General features: G+C 61.9%; 15 protein-coding genes and 1 pseudogene. 7 read left to right on the top strand and 9 right to left on the bottom strand.

The genetic code is table 11. The features are described 5' to 3' along the window. Positions 1-63: 63 nt before the first annotated feature. Positions 64-618 (top strand): annotated as a pseudogene (locus FV217_RS11885) (GNAT family N-acetyltransferase); the annotation flags it as partial. Between the two features lie 8 nt (positions 619-626). On the opposite strand, the gene FV217_RS11880 reads toward FV217_RS11885, so the two are convergent. Further along, complete coding sequence (locus FV217_RS11880; RefSeq protein ID WP_147817392.1) at positions 627-1,085, bottom strand: hypothetical protein; 459 nt, start codon at positions 1,083-1,085, stop codon at positions 627-629. Positions 1,086-1,105: 20 nt separating this feature from the next. On the opposite strand from FV217_RS11880, the gene FV217_RS11875 reads away from it, so the two are divergent. Then, positions 1,106-2,287 (top strand): XRE family transcriptional regulator, encoded by a 1,182-nt coding sequence (locus FV217_RS11875; protein ID WP_147817391.1) that lies wholly within the window; start codon positions 1,106-1,108, stop codon positions 2,285-2,287. 734 nt (positions 2,288-3,021) lie between these two features. Beyond that, entirely contained in the window at positions 3,022-3,231 is a 210-nt protein-coding gene (locus FV217_RS11870) for a cold-shock protein (RefSeq protein ID WP_147817390.1), read from the top strand. Positions 3,232-3,462: 231 nt separating this feature from the next. On the opposite strand, the gene FV217_RS11865 is transcribed toward FV217_RS11870, so the two are convergent. Beyond that, entirely contained in the window at positions 3,463-3,714 is a 252-nt protein-coding gene (locus FV217_RS11865; protein ID WP_147817389.1) for a hypothetical protein, read from the bottom strand. A gap of 403 nt (positions 3,715-4,117) precedes the next feature. On the opposite strand from FV217_RS11865, the gene FV217_RS11860 reads away from it, so the two are divergent. The 3 genes from FV217_RS11860 to FV217_RS11850 all read left to right on the top strand — a co-directional run bounded on the left by FV217_RS11860 (position 4,118) and on the right by FV217_RS11850 (position 5,067). After that, positions 4,118-4,327 (top strand): cold-shock protein, encoded by a 210-nt coding sequence (locus FV217_RS11860; RefSeq protein ID WP_147817388.1) that lies wholly within the window; start codon positions 4,118-4,120, stop codon positions 4,325-4,327. A gap of 108 nt (positions 4,328-4,435) precedes the next feature. After that, complete coding sequence (locus FV217_RS11855) at positions 4,436-4,804, top strand: DUF6481 family protein (protein WP_147817387.1); 369 nt, start codon at positions 4,436-4,438, stop codon at positions 4,802-4,804. Positions 4,805-4,869: 65 nt separating this feature from the next. Continuing rightward, positions 4,870-5,067 (top strand): hypothetical protein, encoded by a 198-nt coding sequence (locus FV217_RS11850; RefSeq protein WP_147817386.1) that lies wholly within the window; start codon positions 4,870-4,872, stop codon positions 5,065-5,067. A 74-nt stretch (positions 5,068-5,141) separates the two neighbouring features. On the opposite strand, the gene FV217_RS11845 is transcribed toward FV217_RS11850, so the two are convergent. The 5 genes from FV217_RS11845 to FV217_RS11825 all read right to left on the bottom strand — a co-directional run bounded on the left by FV217_RS11845 (position 5,142) and on the right by FV217_RS11825 (position 14,759). Further along, a complete protein-coding gene (locus FV217_RS11845) occupies positions 5,142-5,675 on the bottom strand; it encodes a DNA starvation/stationary phase protection protein (protein WP_147817385.1) in 534 nt (177 codons plus the stop codon). A 157-nt stretch (positions 5,676-5,832) separates the two neighbouring features. Further along, positions 5,833-8,238, bottom strand: coding sequence for an ATP-binding protein (locus FV217_RS11840; protein ID WP_147817384.1), 2,406 nt, complete (start codon positions 8,236-8,238; stop codon positions 5,833-5,835). Between the two features lie 606 nt (positions 8,239-8,844). Beyond that, on the bottom strand, positions 8,845-11,478 hold the full coding sequence (pepN, locus tag FV217_RS11835; protein WP_147817383.1) for an aminopeptidase N: 2,634 nt from the start codon (positions 11,476-11,478) through the stop codon (positions 8,845-8,847). 198 nt (positions 11,479-11,676) lie between these two features. Continuing rightward, positions 11,677-13,026, bottom strand: coding sequence for an HlyD family type I secretion periplasmic adaptor subunit (locus FV217_RS11830; protein ID WP_147817382.1), 1,350 nt, complete (start codon positions 13,024-13,026; stop codon positions 11,677-11,679). Next, positions 13,026-14,759 carry a type I secretion system permease/ATPase gene (locus FV217_RS11825; protein WP_281407165.1) on the bottom strand — a complete coding sequence of 578 codons (1,734 nt, stop codon included), beginning with the start codon at positions 14,757-14,759 and terminating at the stop codon, positions 13,026-13,028. Before FV217_RS11825 ends, FV217_RS11830 begins: the two co-directional genes overlap by 1 nt. 884 nt (positions 14,760-15,643) lie before the next feature. Here FV217_RS11825 and FV217_RS11820 point away from each other — a divergent pair. Then, positions 15,644-16,507, top strand: a complete 864-nt coding sequence (locus FV217_RS11820; protein ID WP_187272533.1) for a carbohydrate-binding domain-containing protein — start codon at positions 15,644-15,646, stop codon at positions 16,505-16,507. Here the strand turns inward: FV217_RS11820 and FV217_RS11815 are convergent. Both FV217_RS11815 and FV217_RS11810 read right to left on the bottom strand, forming a co-directional pair. Continuing rightward, on the bottom strand, positions 16,474-16,698 hold the full coding sequence (locus tag FV217_RS11815; RefSeq protein WP_147817379.1) for a hypothetical protein: 225 nt from the start codon (positions 16,696-16,698) through the stop codon (positions 16,474-16,476). The genes FV217_RS11820 and FV217_RS11815 overlap by 34 nt on opposite strands. A gap of 365 nt (positions 16,699-17,063) precedes the next feature. Further along, the gene (locus tag FV217_RS11810; protein ID WP_147817378.1) at positions 17,064-17,291 is read right to left on the bottom strand and encodes a hypothetical protein; all 228 of its coding nucleotides are present in this window, start codon (positions 17,289-17,291) and stop codon (positions 17,064-17,066) included. Positions 17,292-17,341: the final 50 nt, after the last annotated feature.

Below are 17,341 nucleotides of genomic sequence, written 5' to 3'. Positions count from 1 at the left end.
CCTCCTGCCTCCTCCCCACAGGGGGGAGGGGAGACGCCCCTGCGCCCGACAGATTCACGCGGACAGCGGCCCACCTGGCACCCGCGCTTCGCCATCCGCCCCTATCCGGTTGAGTGGGAGCGGGAGATGAGCCTGAAGGGCCGCGCCATCCGCGTGCGCCCGGTGCGCCCCGAGGACGAAGGGCTATTTGCCGCCTTCTTCGCCGAGATCGACCCGGAGGACGTGCGCCTGCGCTTCTTCTCCCCCATCCGCCACTTCAACCACGCCTTCCTCGCCCGCCTGACCCAGCTGGACTACGCCCGCGCCATCGCCTTCGTCGCCCTCGATGCGGACGACGGCGAAAGGATGCTCGGCGCGGTCCGCCTCCACGCCGACGCCAACCACGAGAGCGGCGAATTCGCCATCCTCGTCCGCTCGGACATCAAGGGCGTGGGGCTGGGTTATGCGCTGATGCGGATGATGCTGGACTGGGCGAAGGCGGAGGGAATTTTGCGGGTGGAGGGAAGTGTGCTGGCAGAGAATCGGGCGATGTTGGCCGTTTGTCGGCGGCTGGGATTCAACTTGAGCGTCGACGAACAAGATTCTGGTTTGTTTTTCGTAATTATAAAAATAAACTAATGCACGTTTTACAGTTGGTCGATTTGTTTGTATTTTGTTGCAATGCTATCTAGAGAACACCATGACATAAACTCAAGCAAAACCACTATTATAAAGTAATAAAATGACGAAATAAAAATTATCATATTTTGAAATATTTCGCTAATTACGGTTTGAGCGCTCGTTGAGGCCTTAATTAATAAAATTAGGTTGGTGACAGAACCAAGCAAAGCCAACATCAGGAAGGGTTTTTCAAATATTTCTAATTTTTGTCTTTTAATTGTCAATCTTACCGCTAGGAGATTGAGCTGACTGATCTTGTCGTCAGCTATCCGACTAGGGACGCCTCGGATAGCGGCGAGATCTCGGTCAATCTGTCGCATCAGCCGGTTTGCGCGTCGGAGAATCGGTGCACGAAAGACCGAAAGCCCCGCTCCTATCCCAAAACCCAGTTGCAATAAGCTTCCAAACTCGCCCATAGTGGCCACAGGCAACCTCCGTTATTTTTATGCAGATTTACAATATACTCAAACAGGTCAGAGAGCAAAGAAACTTCGAGATCGCGGATGTCGCGAATGCCTCGAAGATAAGCTTGTCATCTCTTGAGAAAATTGAATCTGGGGAAAAAGATCCAAGCTTTAATCAGATTGAGAATTTGGCGAAGACATATGGAGTCCAGCCGTATTTATTTTACGACGCAAATTCTCCAAATATACCAGAAGGTCTGACCGATTTCCGGCGGACGACCCCCAGCCCAGCTAAAATTTCTCCTGCTGGATTCCGGCGGATCTGGACCTCGGAAGCGATTGCTGGTTTCGCCAACCAACTCCTGGAGGTTACGGGATATCAAAGGCCGCCATGGACGAATGAACCACTGCGCGGAAACATAAGCCTCGAACGCGCGACTAAGCTACGAAATTTCTTTGACAGTTGGTTTTCAAATAAAGAGTTGGGATTTGGATTTCTCGGCTCCGATGAACATTGCTTTTTGAGCGGCCTTAGAATTTTTATTGAATTAACAGGAATAACTATAAACATAAATGATGCGCCTCCAGAGGATTTTATAGGTTTTTACAACAGTAACCCAAATGAAACGCCATCAATTTTTGTAAATAGAAAGATAGCTTCAAAAAAAGCTCAGTTATTTACCCTTGTCCACGAGCTAGCTCACCATCTTCTGGACAAAGATGGGATTTCGAATCCGTTTCGGGCGAAAAATCAAATTGAGCGGCGTTGCAATGAATTTGCTGCAGAATTTATAGCTCCTATGGAGAGCTTTCAGCTTTTGGTTGAAAAGCATATTTCTAGATCAAATCAAAATGCCATAGAATTAATAAACATTATATCCAGTAAATCTCTTCTAAGCCGGTATGCTACAGCTATTCGGCTAAAGGAAGCGGGCTATTTAAAAGATGCAGACTTAAAACAATGGATAAAAATAAATAGCAATCTATACTTTGCACTAAGGGAGGAAAAATTAGAAGAAAGTGAGTCGGCAGGCTCAGGCGGACAAGTGCATGCAAAACGTTTGAGCGAATTAGGGTACTTACCCACTTATTTAGCTGCCACTGCTGTAAGAAAAAAGATCATTGATCGAATCGATGTTCAACAAGGAATGTTTTTAGCTGAAAGCATTCAAGATAAAGCTTTTTCGCTTGCCAAGCGCCGCGTAGAGGTGGCTGAGGCATGACTTCTTTCTCCTATGTGAAGGGCTGGATAATCGACTTTCGTACTGCGAGCAGCGTATTTGCCTCGGGAAGCAATGCTCGCATTAATGCTTTTATTGAGATGGTCGAAAACTCTCAGTTGTGGATTGCGCACTGTGAAAAAGACCTATTCAAAAAAGATACTAAACTTCAACCCGTTTTCGTCGATGGACAATAATGTATAATAGTACCAGATAGCGACATATATACTAGAAGTCTCGCTATCACGAAAAAGAAAATTAGCAAAAAATTGCTCAATGGAAACAATTCAGCAATTATGCTTGGTGCCACAGCCGCATCATATCAATATGGAATACTGTCGGACCACAAATCAGGTGACTTTCTTACAGTATCGGACATCTGTGATAAGTTAGGCATACCAACGTCTTCTACTGATAAATTTTTCGGAAATTAGCAGTTTGTTATGTTTGACTGGAGGCATGCCGACTATGCCTTATAAAATAAGGAATAACTCCCATTAGGGGATACGCTTCCTGCATGTTGCGTCATGCACAATCGGAATGAACTCGGTAGCTTCTCCTTGCCTTCCCGCCCCAGCACCCCATCTCCTACCCATCGATCTGTGGCCGGACTTTCCGGGCCGTGACTCCTTCGCAGGGCGGTTCCGTCGTTTCCACCCCTATCGGTATCTCCGGCTTTCCGCGTTCGCGCGGGGCGCTTACACGTTGCAAGCCTGCGAAGATTCTAAGGATTCTACATGACCACCGGTACCGTGAAATGGTTCAACGAGACCAAGGGCTTCGGCTTCATCCAGCCGGATGACGGCGGACAGGACGTGTTCGTGCACATCTCGGCCGTCGAGCGCGCCGGCATGCGCAACCTCGTCGAGGGCCAGAAGCTCTCGTTCGAGCTCGAGACCGACAAGCGCTCCGGCAAGAAGGCTGCCTCGCAGCTCCAGTCCGCCTGAACCGCGAAACCGCGCCGAACCCCTCGGGGCTCGGCGCACGACAAGAAAGCCGCCCCTCCGGGGGCGGCTTTTTTCGTTTCGGGGGTGAGGTCGGTCTCCCAGGCGGGGAGGGGCCCCTGCGAGCGCCCATGAAAAAGCCGCCCGGTGAGGGGCGGCTCCTGATTGTCCGGTGGTCCGTCGCAGGCGGGGGCCTGGATCGCGCCGCCGCGCCCGCGAGGACGGGGAAGCGGCTCAGCTCTCGCTTGATTCTGCGCTCTCGCCGGATTCGGCGCCCTCGTTCGTCTCGGTCTCGGGCTCACTCTCGGCCGGCTTCGGGGCGGCGGGGACGCCGCCATTGGTGTCGCGGCGGAAGCGCGAGGGCGGCGAGCGGCGGGCGGAGCCCTTCTCGACTTCGCCGGTGGAGAGGGCGATCTTCTTGGCGCGGGCGTTGAACTCGGCCATCGAGAGGCCCGGCGTCCGACCGTTCGGGGTGTTCTGTGCCATGGTCAGTCCTCCAGGCGCCGTGCGGCGCGCGCTCATCCGGAGCGTCGCGTGACGGCGCGGCAAATCAAAAGCCGTGAAGCCGCGGATCCGAGCGTGGCGGATGGTGGCGGTCCCGGCGTCGCCCAAGGCGCCGAATTGCGCAGAGGGTGCGTGGAGATAACACGTCCGGCCTGCGATGTGCCGATAAAATCCCACAGGGTTGCGGGCAACCTTCCCCTCGCTCTTGCCGCGCGGAGCACAAAGGTCTACTGATCCACCATCGATCTAAGCCCGAAATTTGGGCCGTGTACGCCTTCGCAGGGCGGTTCGGAATTTCTCGACTTCTATCGGTTATCGGACGGTTCGCCCCCCTCGGGTGGCCGATGCACTACGCATGATTTCCTGCGAAGCGACAAGGACGACTATGAGCACCGGCACCGTCAAGTGGTTCAACGATCAGAAGGGCTTCGGCTTCATTCAGCCTGACGACGGCTCCAAGGATGTGTTCGTGCACATCTCCGCCGTCGAGCGCGCCGGCATGCGCAGCCTGGTCGAAGGCCAGAAGATCTCCTACGAGATGGAGACCGATCGCCGCTCGGGCAAGCAGTCGGCCGGCTCGCTCCAGAGCGCCTGATCCGACAGCCACTCCGAAGCCGCTCCGTCCGGGGCGGCTTCTTCGTTTGTTGCAACCGTTCCATTCCAGGTCGGGCCATCCGGGCCGCGGCCGCTACAAGGACCCTACGTGAGCTTCATCAGCCAGAACAAACTCGACGACCGTCTCTCGGCGCAGCAGAAGGCCCGCGAGGCCATGGTGGAACGCTTCCGCAAGCGCCCCAGTGCCGACGATCCTGCCGTCATCGCTCGGAACGCCGAGCGCAAGGCGATCGCCGAGGCCCGCGAGGCCCGCGCCGAAGAGCGCGAACTGGCCCGGATCGCCGAGGAAGAGCGCAAGGCCGCAGAGGTCGAAGCCGCCCGTCAGGCCGAGATCGCCCGCAAGGCCGCCGAGATCGAGGCCGCCGCCGAACGCGCCCGCGAGGCCCAGGCCGCGCAGAAGGCTGAACGCGACGCCCGCTACGCCGCCCGCAAGGCCAAGATCAAGCTGCGCCGCTAAGGCGCTGTGATGCGCCGCTTCCGGGCGGCGCCCGAACCATGTTGGAACAAGAAAGCGAGGGCTCCGTGCCCCACAAATTCAAGCTCGGCCAGCGCGTGAAACGCACGCGCCCGTCGTTCTCCGACGACAAGGCCGGCTTCGGCGACATTTCTGAGGTCGTGCGCCTGATGCCGGCGGACCAGACGGGCGAGGTCTCCTACCGCATCCGCTCCGGCTTCGCCGAGCGCGCCGTGCGCGAAGACGAGATCACCGAAGCCCACTGAGACGAAAGAAGCCCCGCATCACCGATGCGGGGCTCTTTTTTATCCGGTCGCTCATCCCGCTGGGGGAGGGTGGCTCAGTGGCCGCCCTGCGTCCCGTCGCGGGTGGATTCGAAGAGGAACCACGTGCGTTCCTCGGACTGATCGATCCACTCCTCGAGGAGGCTCGTAGTCGAGCAGTCGCCGGCCTCGTCGGTGACGCCGTGCAGCTCCCGCATATTGGCGGTGAGGTTCTTGTTGTCGTCGCGCAGCTCCTTGAGCATGTCGAGCGGCGAGACGTAGTCGGCATTATTGTCGGCAACCCGCTTCAGACCCTCGGCCTGACCGAGCGAACGCAGCGTGGTGCCGCCGATCTTGCGGGCGCGCTCGCCCACGGCGTCGATGATCCCGAAGATCTGCTCGGACTGCTCGTCGAGCAGCAGGTGATAATCGCGAAAATTCGGGCCGCTGACGTGCCAGTGGAAGTTCTTCGTCTTGATGTAGAGCGCGAAGAGATCCGAGAGCAGGACGGTCAGGCCCTCGGCGATCTTCTTGGTGTCGGCCGGATCGAGATCGGTCGGGGTGTTGAGGCGGTCGCTGGCGACGCGCAGGTCTGGCTTGGCCTTGGCCATGTATCGCTCCATTCGGGTTGCGGTGTCGGGTTCGGGGCGCCCGCCGTCTACGTTCCGGCGCGGCGCTTCATCCCAAAAAATGACCGGCAAAACCGAATGTTCCCCGTTGCATGCCCGCACCGCACAAGGCGCACAGCTTAGAGTCGTTCTAATAATCTCAACCGTTCGAGACCGCCCTGTCGTCCGGCCGCGGCATCGCGCCCGAGACGAGGCGTAGGCTGTCGACGGTCAACTCCGCGCTCGGGCGGGCGAGGGCGGCGAGGCGCTCCGGTGTGGGGGCAGGCAGGCGCACCATCACGATGGTGCCGATGCCCTCGTCCGAGCGGATGCGTAGCGAGCCGCCATGCAGCTCCGAGGTCGAGCGGGCGATGGCGAGCCCGAGGCCCGACCCGCGATGGCTGCGGGTGAGATTGTTCTCGACCTGCTCGAAGGGCTGCCCGAGCTTGGCCAGCGCACTCTTCGGGATGCCGATGCCGGTATCCTCCACGAAGAGGTGGACGAAGCTGCCGCAACTCCGGCCCCGGATCGAGACGCGGCCGCCGGCGGGCGTGAACTTCACGGCGTTCTGCAGCACGTTGCCGAGGATCTGAGTCAGGGCCCGGTCGTCGGCCAGCAGGCGCAGGCTCTGCTGCATCTCCACGCAGATGCGCAGATTCTTGGCCTTGGCCTCAAGGTCGATGAGCTTCACCGCGTTGCGCACGGCGTCGGCGGCGGCGATGTCGCGGCAATCGAGGCTGACACGCTTGGCCTCGATGCGGGCCATGTGGAGGATGTCGTCGATGACCGAGAGCAGGTAAGTGCCGCCCTCGCGGATGTCGCGGCAATAGGTGGCGTAGCGCGGGTCGCCGAGTCGGCCGTAGACCTCGCTCTCCATCAGGTCGGCGAAGCCCATGATGGCGTTGAGCGGCGTCCTCAATTCGTGGCTCATGTTGGCCAGGAACTCGGATTTCGCCTGGTTGGCGATCTCGGCCTTGGCCTTCTGGTCGAGATGTCGCTCGGCGAGGTCGGCGAGCTGGTGGGTCTGGAGTTCGAGGGTCCGGCGCGAGCGCTTGAGATCCTTGACGGTGGCGATCAGCTCGCGCTCGGAGACGACGAGCTTCTCCTGCTGGCGCTTCAGCCCGGTGATGTCGGTGCCGACCGAGACGTAGCCGCCATCCTTGGTGCGGCGCTCCGAGACCTGGAGCCAGCGACCGTCCGTAAGTTCGACCTCGAAGGTGCGCGCAGAGAAAGAACGATCCTGCGGGCTGGCGCGGCCGACGTCGGGGAGTTCGCGTCGCACCGGCGGCAGCACGCCCCGGCCCATGATGTCGGCGTAGCGGCGGCCCGGGATCGCGTCCTCGGCGGCGAGCGCGTGCAGGTCGCGGAACTTCGAGTTGCAGAGGACGAGGCGGTTCGAATCGTCCCAGAGCACGAAGGCTTCGGAGATGGCCTCGACGGCGTCGCGCAGTCGCATGTCGGCGGTTGCGGTGGATTCGGCAAGGCGGCGCTGTTCCGTGACGTCGACGGCGATGCCGACGAGGTGGCGGCTGCCGTCGGCCTCGTCGTGCACGATCTCGGCGCGGGTGCGCAGCCAGATCCATTCGCCGGAGGCTCCGCGCATGCGAAATTCGTGATCGATGGTGGCCTGGGCGGCGGCGAGGTGGCGCGCGAGGCTGTAGAGGTCGCCGTCGTCGGGATGCACCATGGCGTTGACGTCGCCGAACGAGAGCAGGCCCGTCTCGGCCGGATAGCCGAGCATCGCGTACATCGAATCCGACCAGAAGATTTCGCCGCGCGGGATGTCCCAGTCCCAGAGGCCGCATCGGCCGCGTCCGAGCGCCGTGTCGAGCCGGCGGCGGACCTCGTCGCAGACCCGGTCGGCAGCGTGGGCACGGCGCGTCTGCAGGGTGTAGGCGGCCCCGATGCCGACCACGACGAGCGCCGTGGCGCCGAAGAGTACCGCGAGCGTACAGAGCCGTTCCCACCAGGCGGCGGTGACCTGCGCGATCGGCCGGATCACCGCGACCTGTCCGGTGCCGTCGGGCAACCGATGCACGGCGGCGATCGCCTCCGCACCGTCGGCGAGCCGCAGGATCATCGCGCCGGCGGATTCGGCGAGGGCAGTGAGCACTTGGTCGGCGCCGAGGACGGCGGTGAGCGTCGCCGGGATGCGGACCGGGGCTGGATAGGCCGCGACGATCCGGTCGTCGCGCCCGACGACGAAGATCTGGCGGCCGGGCTGCGTGCCGGCAGGCATCAGGCGATCGAGGCGGTTCTGGGCGGTGGCCCATGTGCTCTCGCCAGTGATGCCGTTCTCGCCGAGGGCCGCGGCAGAGAGCCGTGCGAACCCCTCGACCTCGGCATGTGCCGCGCGCACCACATCGGTGTGCTGGAGCCGCAGGTGCAGGGCGATGACGCCGAGCAGGCAGAGCAGGAAGCCGGCCAGCATGCCCGGGACGGCGAAGCGCAGCCAGGTCTCGGCCCGCATCATCCGTTCGTGAGCTGCGGTTCGCGGTCGCCGGATCCCGAGGATCGTATCGGCGCGCACGCGCGCGGCCAGGGAAGCGGAAACCGCCTCCGGCATGTCGAACTCCTCATGTGTACGGCTGGTACGGCCCGAAGCGGTCACGAACGCTCGCTTCGATTCGCATCCATATTGAGCACTCGGAGCCCCGATTTGTCCACGCCTTTTACGCGTGTTTTTATTGACTCCTTAACTGGGATGAGACTCACGGCGAGTCGTGGGGTCGCGAGAGAAATCGGTTATCCGACAATATGTTAGGTTGTATTTTTCCGGGCCTGTCGCAGGGATGTCGCATACAACCGTCAGATTCCGGGAAAGCGATCGCGGGAATCAGCTCGGAGGCGTGTCATCGGCGCCGCGTGGCGACGGGATCGCGGCCGATTACACCACGCTGTTGCCGCTCGGTTCTGTACGCCGCCGCCGGGATTTTTTCGCGGAGTTCGGCGCTGCCAAACCTCTTGTTTCCGCCGCGTCGAAGGCGGGACAGCATCTCCGCCAGCCGGATCGCCGAATTTCAGGAGTAGACGATCGCGCATCGCCTGGCCGGCGACGAGGAGGCATCGCCGCGGGCAGGCCGTCATCATAACGGTCTTCTACCCGCCGCGCCGGCTTCGATCGGCGAAACCCCGTACGCCCCGGCATCAGCGCCCTACGGCCGCATCCCCCTCAGCCGGCGAGGCTGCGTCCCGCGATGTCGGCGACGTCCCGCGAAAGGCCGCCCGCCGACGCGATCCCGCGCAGTGCGGCTTCGGCTGCCGCGCGGCGCACCGGCTCCAGCTGCCGCCACGAGCCGAAGGCCGTGAGCAGGCGTGCGGCGATCTGCGGGTTGCGCTTGTCCAGCGCAAGCACGGTGTCGGCCACCAGCGCGTAGCCGGCCCCGTCGACCCGGTTGAACTGGGTCGGGTTGGCAAGGCTGAAGACGCCGACGAGCGAGCGCACGCGGTTCGGGTTGGTCATCGAGAAGGCCGGGTGCCGTTGCAGCCGGCCGATGCGCGCGATGGTGTCGTCCTCCGCGATCGCGGCCTGGATCGCGAGCCACTTGTCTAGAATCAGCGGCTCGTCGGCGTAGAGTTCGGCGAAAGCCGCGAGTTCGGCCTCGCGGGCCTCCCCCGGGATCTGCGCGAGGGTAGCGAGGCCGGCGAGCCGGTCGGTCATGGTGGCGGCCGTCGCGATCTGTTCGCGGGCCAATGCGGCGCCGCGCTCGGGATCGGCGACCGCGATCAGATCGAGGGCGGCGTTGCGGAAGGCGCGTCGGCCGGCGGCAGCCGCGGCGGGGCTGAAGGCCGCGCCCGCCGGATCCGCGAGTTGCTCGCGCAAGACGGCGAGCTGGTCGCGAAGCCGCGCGGCGAGGGCCTGACGCAGGCGGCGGCGGGCCGAAAAGATCGCGTCCGGATCGATGTTCGCGCCGATCTCGCTGGCGACCTCGCCCTCGCTCGGCAGCGCCAGCATCAGCGCTGCGAAGGCCGGATCGCGCAGGGCCTCGCCGTCGAGGAAGGCGGCGAGGGCGGCGGCGAGCCCCTCCGAGCCGTCGAGAGTCTCCGATCCGCTACGGGCGGCCTCGATCAGGATGCGGAGCGCCACGCGCTGCGCCGATTCCCAGCGGTTGAAGGCGTCGGTGTCATGGCGCAGCAGCGTCAACTGCTCAGCGTCGCTCAGCGCCATCTCGACCCGCACCGGCGCCGAAAAATCGCGGAAGAGCGAGGGCAAGGGCTGCGCTGCGATGTTCTCGAAGGTCAGGCTGTCCTCGGCGCTTTCGAGTACGAAAACGCCGTCCCGCACCCGCGCATTGGTAGCCGTGAGCGGACCGTCCGGCCCGATGAGGCCGAGCGCCACGGGGATCACCAGCGGCGGCGCATCGGCACCCGCGCCGGGCCGGGTCTGGCGGAAGTCGAGGCGATAGGTTTTCGCGGTCGCATCGTAGTGGCCGGAGACGGCGATGCGCGGGGTACTGGGGCGCTCGTACCACTGGGCAAAATGTGCGAGGTCGCGGCCGGTCTCCGTGGCGAAGGCCGCCAAAAAGTCCTCGACCGTCGCGGCGGTGCCGTCGTTCTCGGAAAAATAGCGGTCCATTCCGTTGCGGAAGGCCGCTTCGCCGATCAGCGTCTTCAGCATCCGCACGATCTCGGCGCCCTTCTCGTAGACGGTCGCCGTGTAGAAGTTATTGATCTCGGCATAGTGCTTCGGCCGCACCGGATGAGCCAACGGCCCGGCATCCTCCGGAAACTGGCGCGCCCGCAGCGTCCGCACCTCACCGATGCGGTGGACTGCCCGCGAGCGCATGTCCGACGAGAATTCCTGGTCGCGGAAGACGGTGAGGCCTTCTTTCAGGCAAAGCTGGAACCAGTCGCGGCAAGTGACGCGGTTGCCCGACCAGTTGTGGAAGTACTCGTGCGCGATGATCGCCTCGATATTCGCATAGTCGGCGTCCGTCGCCGTTTCGGGGGAGGCGAGCACGTATTTGTCGTTGAAGATGTTGAGGCCCTTGTTCTCCATCGCGCCCATGTTGAAGTCGGACACGGCGACGACGTTGAACACGTCGAGATCGTAGGCGCGGCCGAAGACCTCCTCGTCCCAGGTCATCGAGCGGGCGACGGCATCGAGGGCGTAATCGGCGCGGGCCTCCTTGCCGGGCTCGACATAGACGCCGAGGGCGACCTCGCGGCCTTCGGACGTCACGAAGCTCCGCCCGACATGGCCGAGGCGTCCGCCGACGATGGCGAAGAGGTAGGCGGGTTTCGGGTGTGGGTCCTGCCAGATGGCGTAGTGGCGATCCGTGCCGGGGACATCCCCGGTCTCGACCGGGTTACCGTTGCCGAGCAGCACCGGGGCTTCCTCCCGCGCCGCCTCGATGCGCGTGGTGTAGACCGAGAGGATGTCGGGCCGGTCGAGGAAATAGGTGATTCGCCGGAAGCCGTCGGCCTCGCATTGCGTGCAATAGACCCCGCTGGAGCGATAGAGGCCCATCAGCTTGGTGTTCGCGGTTGGGTCGACCACCGTCTCGACGGTCAGCGTGAACGGGCCCTGCGGCGGCGCATGGAGCGTCAGCCCCGCGGGCGTCGCCGCATAGGCCTCCGCCGGGAGTGCTTTACCATCAAGGGCCAAGCCGACGAGGCCGAGTTCGTCCCCGTCGAGCACCAACTGCGCGCCCGGCGTCCCGGCCGGGTTGGGGCGCAACGCCAGCACGGCCGTGATCCGGCTCGCATGCGGATCGAGGCGGATGTCGAGGTCGACGCGGTCGATGAGGTGATCGCTCGGGCGATAGTCTTGGAGACGGATCGTCGGGGGCGTCTCGGTGCGCATGGCGGCTCGACCTCGGGCTCGGACGGTACGGACAGCCCTCTATCGGGGCCGCCGCCGCCGCACGCAACCGCCCCGCGCCGTTGAAACCCGCCGGCCCGGGCCCGATAGTCGGTCCATGAAATTCGCCAATCCGGCTTATATACCAAATATTTAGCTCTGGTAAAATCTACGGTGCGGAGATCAAAACTGCATCACGGCCTACCGCTCCCGCCACGCCTTCGCGATCTGATCGGTGAGGGGTTTGACGAGATAGCTCAGCACGGACCGGTCGCCGATCTGCATGTAGGCTTCCACCGGCATGCCGGGGACGAGCCGCAGGCCACCCAGGCGCTCGGTTTCGCCCGGCGCGATCTTGATCCGGGCAGTGTAGTAGGTCGTCCCCGTCTTCTGGTCCTGCGTCACGTCGGCCGAAACGCGTGAGACCTCCCCGCCAAGTTCCGGCGTGGTGCGGGCGTTGAAGGCGGGAAAGCGCAGCATGGTCAGCTGGCCGACGCGCACATTGTCGATGTCCTGGGGCTGGACCTTGACCTCGACGAGAAGCTGGTCGGCATCTGGCACGATCAGCATGGCCGGCTCGCTCGGGGTCACGAGTCCCCCGATGGTGTGCACGGTCAACTGGTGGACGGTGCCGTCCTGGGGCGCACGCATGTCGATGCGCTTGAGCTGGTCCTCGGCGGCGACACGCTTCTCGACGAGTTCGGACCACTTGCCGCGGATTTCGGCAAGGTCCTTTCCGACGTCGCTGCGCATCTCCTGGTCGATCTGCAGGATCTGCAGGTTGGTCTCGGCAATCTTGCCGCGCGTCGAGGCCGTCGTCGCGATGAGCTGGCCTCGCTCACCCTGGAGCCGAGTGCTGTCGCGTTCGAGTGCCGTAACCCGCTGGAACGGTACGAGGTTCTTGGCGAACAGCTCGCGGATCCCCTTGAGCTCCGTGGCGATCAGCGCGATCTCGCGCTCCTTGGCCGTGGCCTGCTGGGTCAGGCCGTCGATCTCTTCGGTGAGCTGGGCGACCCGCTCACGCAGCTGCGCCTTCTGCCCTTCGCGACCGGCGATTCGGGAGATGAACAGTCTGGTCTCGCCGTCGACGAGATGGGCGACGGCCTTGTCCTCGTTGGCACGGGCGAGCAGATCCGCGGGGAAGTTTACGAACTTGGCGCTTTCGCGCTCGGCCTCGTCCCGGGCGCGACGCGCCGCAAGCTCGTCGAGCGCCTTGAGCACGATGTCGAGATTGGCTCGGGTCTGGGTCTCGTCGAGGCGGATCAGCACGTCGCCGGCTTTCACATGCGCGCCCTCACGCACTAGGAGCTGGCCGACCACGCCGCCGGTGGGGTGCTGCACCTTCTTGACGTCGGACTCGACCACGAGCTGTCCCGACGCGATCACCGCGCCGGCGATCATGGTGTAGGTAGCCCAGCCGCCGACACCGAAGACCAGCACCGCCGAAAGGCCGGCCGCCACCCTCAGATTGTCACGGATCGAGCCGAGGGCGGTCTTGTGCAGCTGGGCGGGAGCGAGGGGAGCAGTCCCGGCGCTCAATGCTGACGACATCAGGCGCTTTCCTGGAGGATGATCGCGCCGGCTCCCGGACGCGATCCCCCGATCTGCATGGAGTGCGGCACGGAGGCAGGGCGCAGCACCTGCTTGAGAATTTCGTCTTTCGGCCCGAAGGCCTGGATACGGCCGTCGGCCATCATCAGCACGAGGTCGACGGCGGCGAGCGCGCTCGGCCGATGGGCGACCACCACGCAGATGCCGCCACGCCGCCGGATACCGCGGATCGCCTCGGTCAGGGCACTTTCACCATCGGCGTCGAGGTTGGAATTCGGCTCGTCGAGGACGACGAGGAAAGGATCGCGGTAGAGCGCACGGGCGAGGCCGATCCGCTGGCGCTGGCCAGCCGACAAACCAGCGCCGCCCTCGCCGATGCGGGTGTTGTATCCGTCGCTCAGCCGCAGGACCATGTCGTGCACGCCAGCGGCGCGTGCGGCGGCGATCACCGGCTCGAACGGGGCGTTCGGTTCGAAGCGGCCGATGTTGTCGGCAATGGTTCCGGCAAAGAGTTCGACCTCTTGCGGCAGGAAGCCGATATGCAGGCCGAGTTCGCTCTTGGGCCATTGGCCGAGCGCGGCGCCATCGATCCGCACCTTGCCCCGCAGCAGCGGCCAGACGCCGACCAAGGCCCTTACCAGCGAGGACTTGCCCGAGGCCGACGGCCCGATGATTCCGAGGCCTTGTCCGGCCTGAAGCGCGAAGGTCGCATCCTGCACGACGAAGCGCGACGTGCCCGGAGGGGCGACGCTGATGCCTTCGATCGACAGCGAGCGCGTCGGCGCCGGCAGCACCAGGGAATGACCCGCCTGAGGAAACTTGGCGAACAGATCGGAGAGCCTGCGCCAGCTCTGGCGGGCTCCGACGAATCCCTTCCAGTTGGCGATGGCGAGTTCGGCCGGCGCCAGCGCCCGCGAGACCAGGATCGAGGAGGCGATGATGATGCCGGCGCTCGCCTGGTTGTTGATGACCAGCCAGGCTCCGAGGGCGAGGACGCCCGATTGAAGCGCCATTCGAAACACCTTCGAGCCGGCACCGAAGCCGCCTGCGATGTCGGCGACGCGCTGCTGGGCGATCATATAGTCGCGGTTGGCCATGCCCCAGCGGGCCGCCAGACGCCCCTGCATGCCCATGGCGGCGAGCACCTCGGCGTTGCGGCGGCCCGCATCGGCCAGCGCGTTGCGGCGCAGCCCGTGGGCGGTGGTTGCCTGGGAGGGCGCACGCGTCGCGCGATCCGTGATCAACGTCACGACCACCAGGACCATCGCCCCGGCGATCGCTGCACAGCCGATCAGCGGGTGGAACAGGAAGCAGATCAACACGTAGATCGGCATCCAGGGCAGATCGAACATCGCTGACGGGCCGCTGCCGGACAGGAACCCCCGCAATTGGTCGAGATCGCGCAGCGGGAGCAGGCCATCGCCGGGCAGGGCACCGTTCAGCGGCGCACGCACCACCACGTCGAAGACACGATCGCTCAGCGCCTCGTCGAGCGCAGCACCGACCCGCGCCAGGATACGCGTCCGGATCGTTTCGAGAAGTCCCTGGAACGCGAACAGCACCAACGCAAGAGCGGCGAGGCCGATCAGCGTCGGCACCGACCGGCTCGGTATCACGCGGTCATATACCTCCAGCATGAAGAACGAGCCGGTTAGGTAAAGGACGTTGACCAGACCGCTCATCACCGCGACGCCGATCAGCGCAGTGCGGCATTCCGACAGAGCCGAGATCAACTCGGATTCTTCAGCTTGATGCAAAACCCGCCCCAAGATCGGCACGATTGAGAAAGTCCACGCGATCACTAGCTCTGTTTTTAGATATTTCTATTAAGACGGTGTCCTAAAATGTGCGTCCCATCCATCAATTATCTAGCTGGTCAACAGGCATTCGCCGAAAGGTGCCGCTCAATCCAAATTATTTCTAAAATAATTCAGTAACTCTATATATCTGTCTTTTGCCTAAAAACAATAACGGAAAAACACTCTCTCAGAACTAATTCTGATCAATAGAAGTTTATTCTTCCTGTAGCAAGTAGGGCACAGAAGATATTATTAACGTCAGTATCAGAATTGTAAATGCAGCAATCAATTGATTCGGCGAAACCATCGCGAGCAGAATGCTCGCAATACCCCACTCGCCACGAGGCGGCATAACTGAAATCAAGCTCGTCGCTACAACGATATTTGCGATGACTACGATCCGCCAGTTCGGATGTATACTTAGATTCGACCTGCTTGCATCGGGTGCGCGTCGCTAAGCCTTCACATTTCCGTGCATTCTTTCGACCGACCGGTATCCACCTGGGCGCAAAGCGCTCGAGAACCAAGTCTCTCTAGCGTTCGAAAACTAAATCTAACGATTCCAAAAACTAGGAGAGCGTCTGGATCTCCAGCGCGGCCGGCAGCAGGGAAATGCAGGCTGCCCTTTGGCATTGCTCGTCTTCGTAATGCTGGATCGTTGGTTTATAGATAAATGTTAGGATTTGGACTGCTGTAATTCCAAAGCGTTAGAAATCTCCTAGGTAATAATCGCAGTTAATAATTCGCTAAAAAACTTTCCCAATGCTGAATTTTTGATCACCATGCTTATAGGTCATATTTCCTGGGAGACGACGTCCATGACAAACCGGATCGGCTTCAAGATTTCGGAAGATAATTATCTTGGCGATGCGCAGTTCGTCGTCAAAGTCGACGGCATACAAATCGGGGATGTATTGACTGCCACAGCCGCTCATGCGCTGGGCGATACCGAAGAATTTTTCTTTTTCGGTGACTTCAGTTCGGCTCATCGGGTCTCGGTTACATTCCTCAACGATCTCTATACTGGACCAGGACAAGATCGAGACCTCTATGTCGACAGCTTTACGTTCGACGATCACACGCAGCTTGGTGCCGATGCCTTCTCCAACACCGGATTGCCTGTCGCTACGTCAGCAAACCTGTACAGAGCGAACGACACGGCCACCTACGATGTCAGCCAATACACAGCCGGCTCAGCTGAGCAGCATCAAAATGCGGTGTATCGGTTATACGATGGCATTTCGGGAGACCATCTGTTTACGACAAGCGAAAACGAGCTTCATCAAGTGCTCAAGAACCTGCCCAGTTATCATCTTGAAGGTGTCGTCGGATCTACGCCCGATATCGGGCCGGGTACCGAGGACGTTTTTCGATTCTTCAATACCGTGACAGGCGATCATTTCTTGACCACGAGTACAGCTGAACGCGATCAGGTTCTCAAAGCCCTACCGGATTACCACTACGAAGGCGTCGCGTTCCAAGCCTATGTCGATCCGAACGCGGTTGGATCCGGTGGCGAGACCATGGAGCGGTTCTTCAACACGAAGGCGGGCGTGCACATGTATACCTCTGACGCCAACGAGATCAAAATGATCAACGCCGGTCAGGAGGGACCGGGCTGGATCGACGAGGGCAAGGCTTTCACAATTCACGTCGCCGCCGAAGGGCTGTTGCACGCTTGATATAACGCTATGCTGCGATTTTCTATGCCGTATCGATTTGTTTGAAATTGCGATATCTGGAGCTTTAATGCTCCGGATATCCTGAAACGATCGAATTGCAGCGGCAACCTGATCGTGATGCGCATGATTGCCCCGAGGCTTTGAGCAACTGCGGTGAGCGACTGATTGCCGGCTTCATCGAGAACGTCCACGGGGCCTGTCCGCGCGTCTCCGGCGGATGAACGAAGGTCCGTATTTCAGCCAAAAAGCGGCGTCCTGTACCTGATTGCGCAGGGGATGCCGGTGTCCGATCGGGCCGCCCGGATAGGCCGAAGTACCGCGCGATCGGCTGGTACGGCCCACAATTTGACGACGCCAGCCACCTCGACGGGATCGGACTGGCATTCCGTCGGTCTGGCCGCGTGTCGTAGAGCGAGCCTCTGAGCCCGTCCCGAACTTCCTTCAGCCTGCTACAGGCCGGGATTTGATCCAGGCGAAGCGCTCGAGCAGGCTGCTGGCAAAGTCTCGGCTGGTCGTGTTTCGCGAGATAGGTTCCGTGAGCCTTCGAGCGGTCGGCTCAGACCTCTCTCGCCGGGTTGGCCGGATCGAAGAGCCCCGGCGGTTGCGCCCGGTGATCGGTGGCTGCGCTGGTCAGGAAAAAGCACCGGACGAACCCGTGTTTGCAGCCGATCGAGACGGGCGTCTTTTGGCCGAGTGCCGGAACGGCAATCTCAACCTTGGTTTTGGTGCCGGCCGCTTTGGCCGGCCGCGCCTTGGCGCCTCGGCCATGCGCCTGATTGTCCAATGGCAGTCCGGCCCTGTTCGGAACGTAGAAACTTGCCCCTCGGCAACACT

Source organism: Methylobacterium sp. WL9 (assembly GCF_008040035.1).
Classification (GTDB): domain Bacteria; phylum Pseudomonadota; class Alphaproteobacteria; order Rhizobiales; family Beijerinckiaceae; genus Methylobacterium; species Methylobacterium thuringiense.
This window is presented reverse-complemented; position numbering and strand designations above follow the sequence as displayed.

Coding starts and splice junctions, on each gene's coding strand:
- pepN (WP_147817383.1), bottom strand. CDS start 11,478: ATGCGCACCGAGACGCCCCCGACGATCCGTCTCCAAGACTATCGCCCG.
- FV217_RS11860 (WP_147817388.1), top strand. CDS start 4,118: ATGAGCACCGGCACCGTCAAGTGGTTCAACGATCAGAAGGGCTTCGGC.
- FV217_RS11865 (WP_147817389.1), bottom strand. CDS start 3,714: ATGGCACAGAACACCCCGAACGGTCGGACGCCGGGCCTCTCGATGGCC.
- FV217_RS11820 (WP_187272533.1), top strand. CDS start 15,644: ATGACAAACCGGATCGGCTTCAAGATTTCGGAAGATAATTATCTTGGC.
- FV217_RS11870 (WP_147817390.1), top strand. CDS start 3,022: ATGACCACCGGTACCGTGAAATGGTTCAACGAGACCAAGGGCTTCGGC.
- FV217_RS11875 (WP_147817391.1), top strand. CDS start 1,106: ATGCAGATTTACAATATACTCAAACAGGTCAGAGAGCAAAGAAACTTC.
- FV217_RS11840 (WP_147817384.1), bottom strand. CDS start 8,238: ATGCCGGAGGCGGTTTCCGCTTCCCTGGCCGCGCGCGTGCGCGCCGAT.
- FV217_RS11830 (WP_147817382.1), bottom strand. CDS start 13,026: ATGTCGTCAGCATTGAGCGCCGGGACTGCTCCCCTCGCTCCCGCCCAG.
- FV217_RS11845 (WP_147817385.1), bottom strand. CDS start 5,675: ATGGCCAAGGCCAAGCCAGACCTGCGCGTCGCCAGCGACCGCCTCAAC.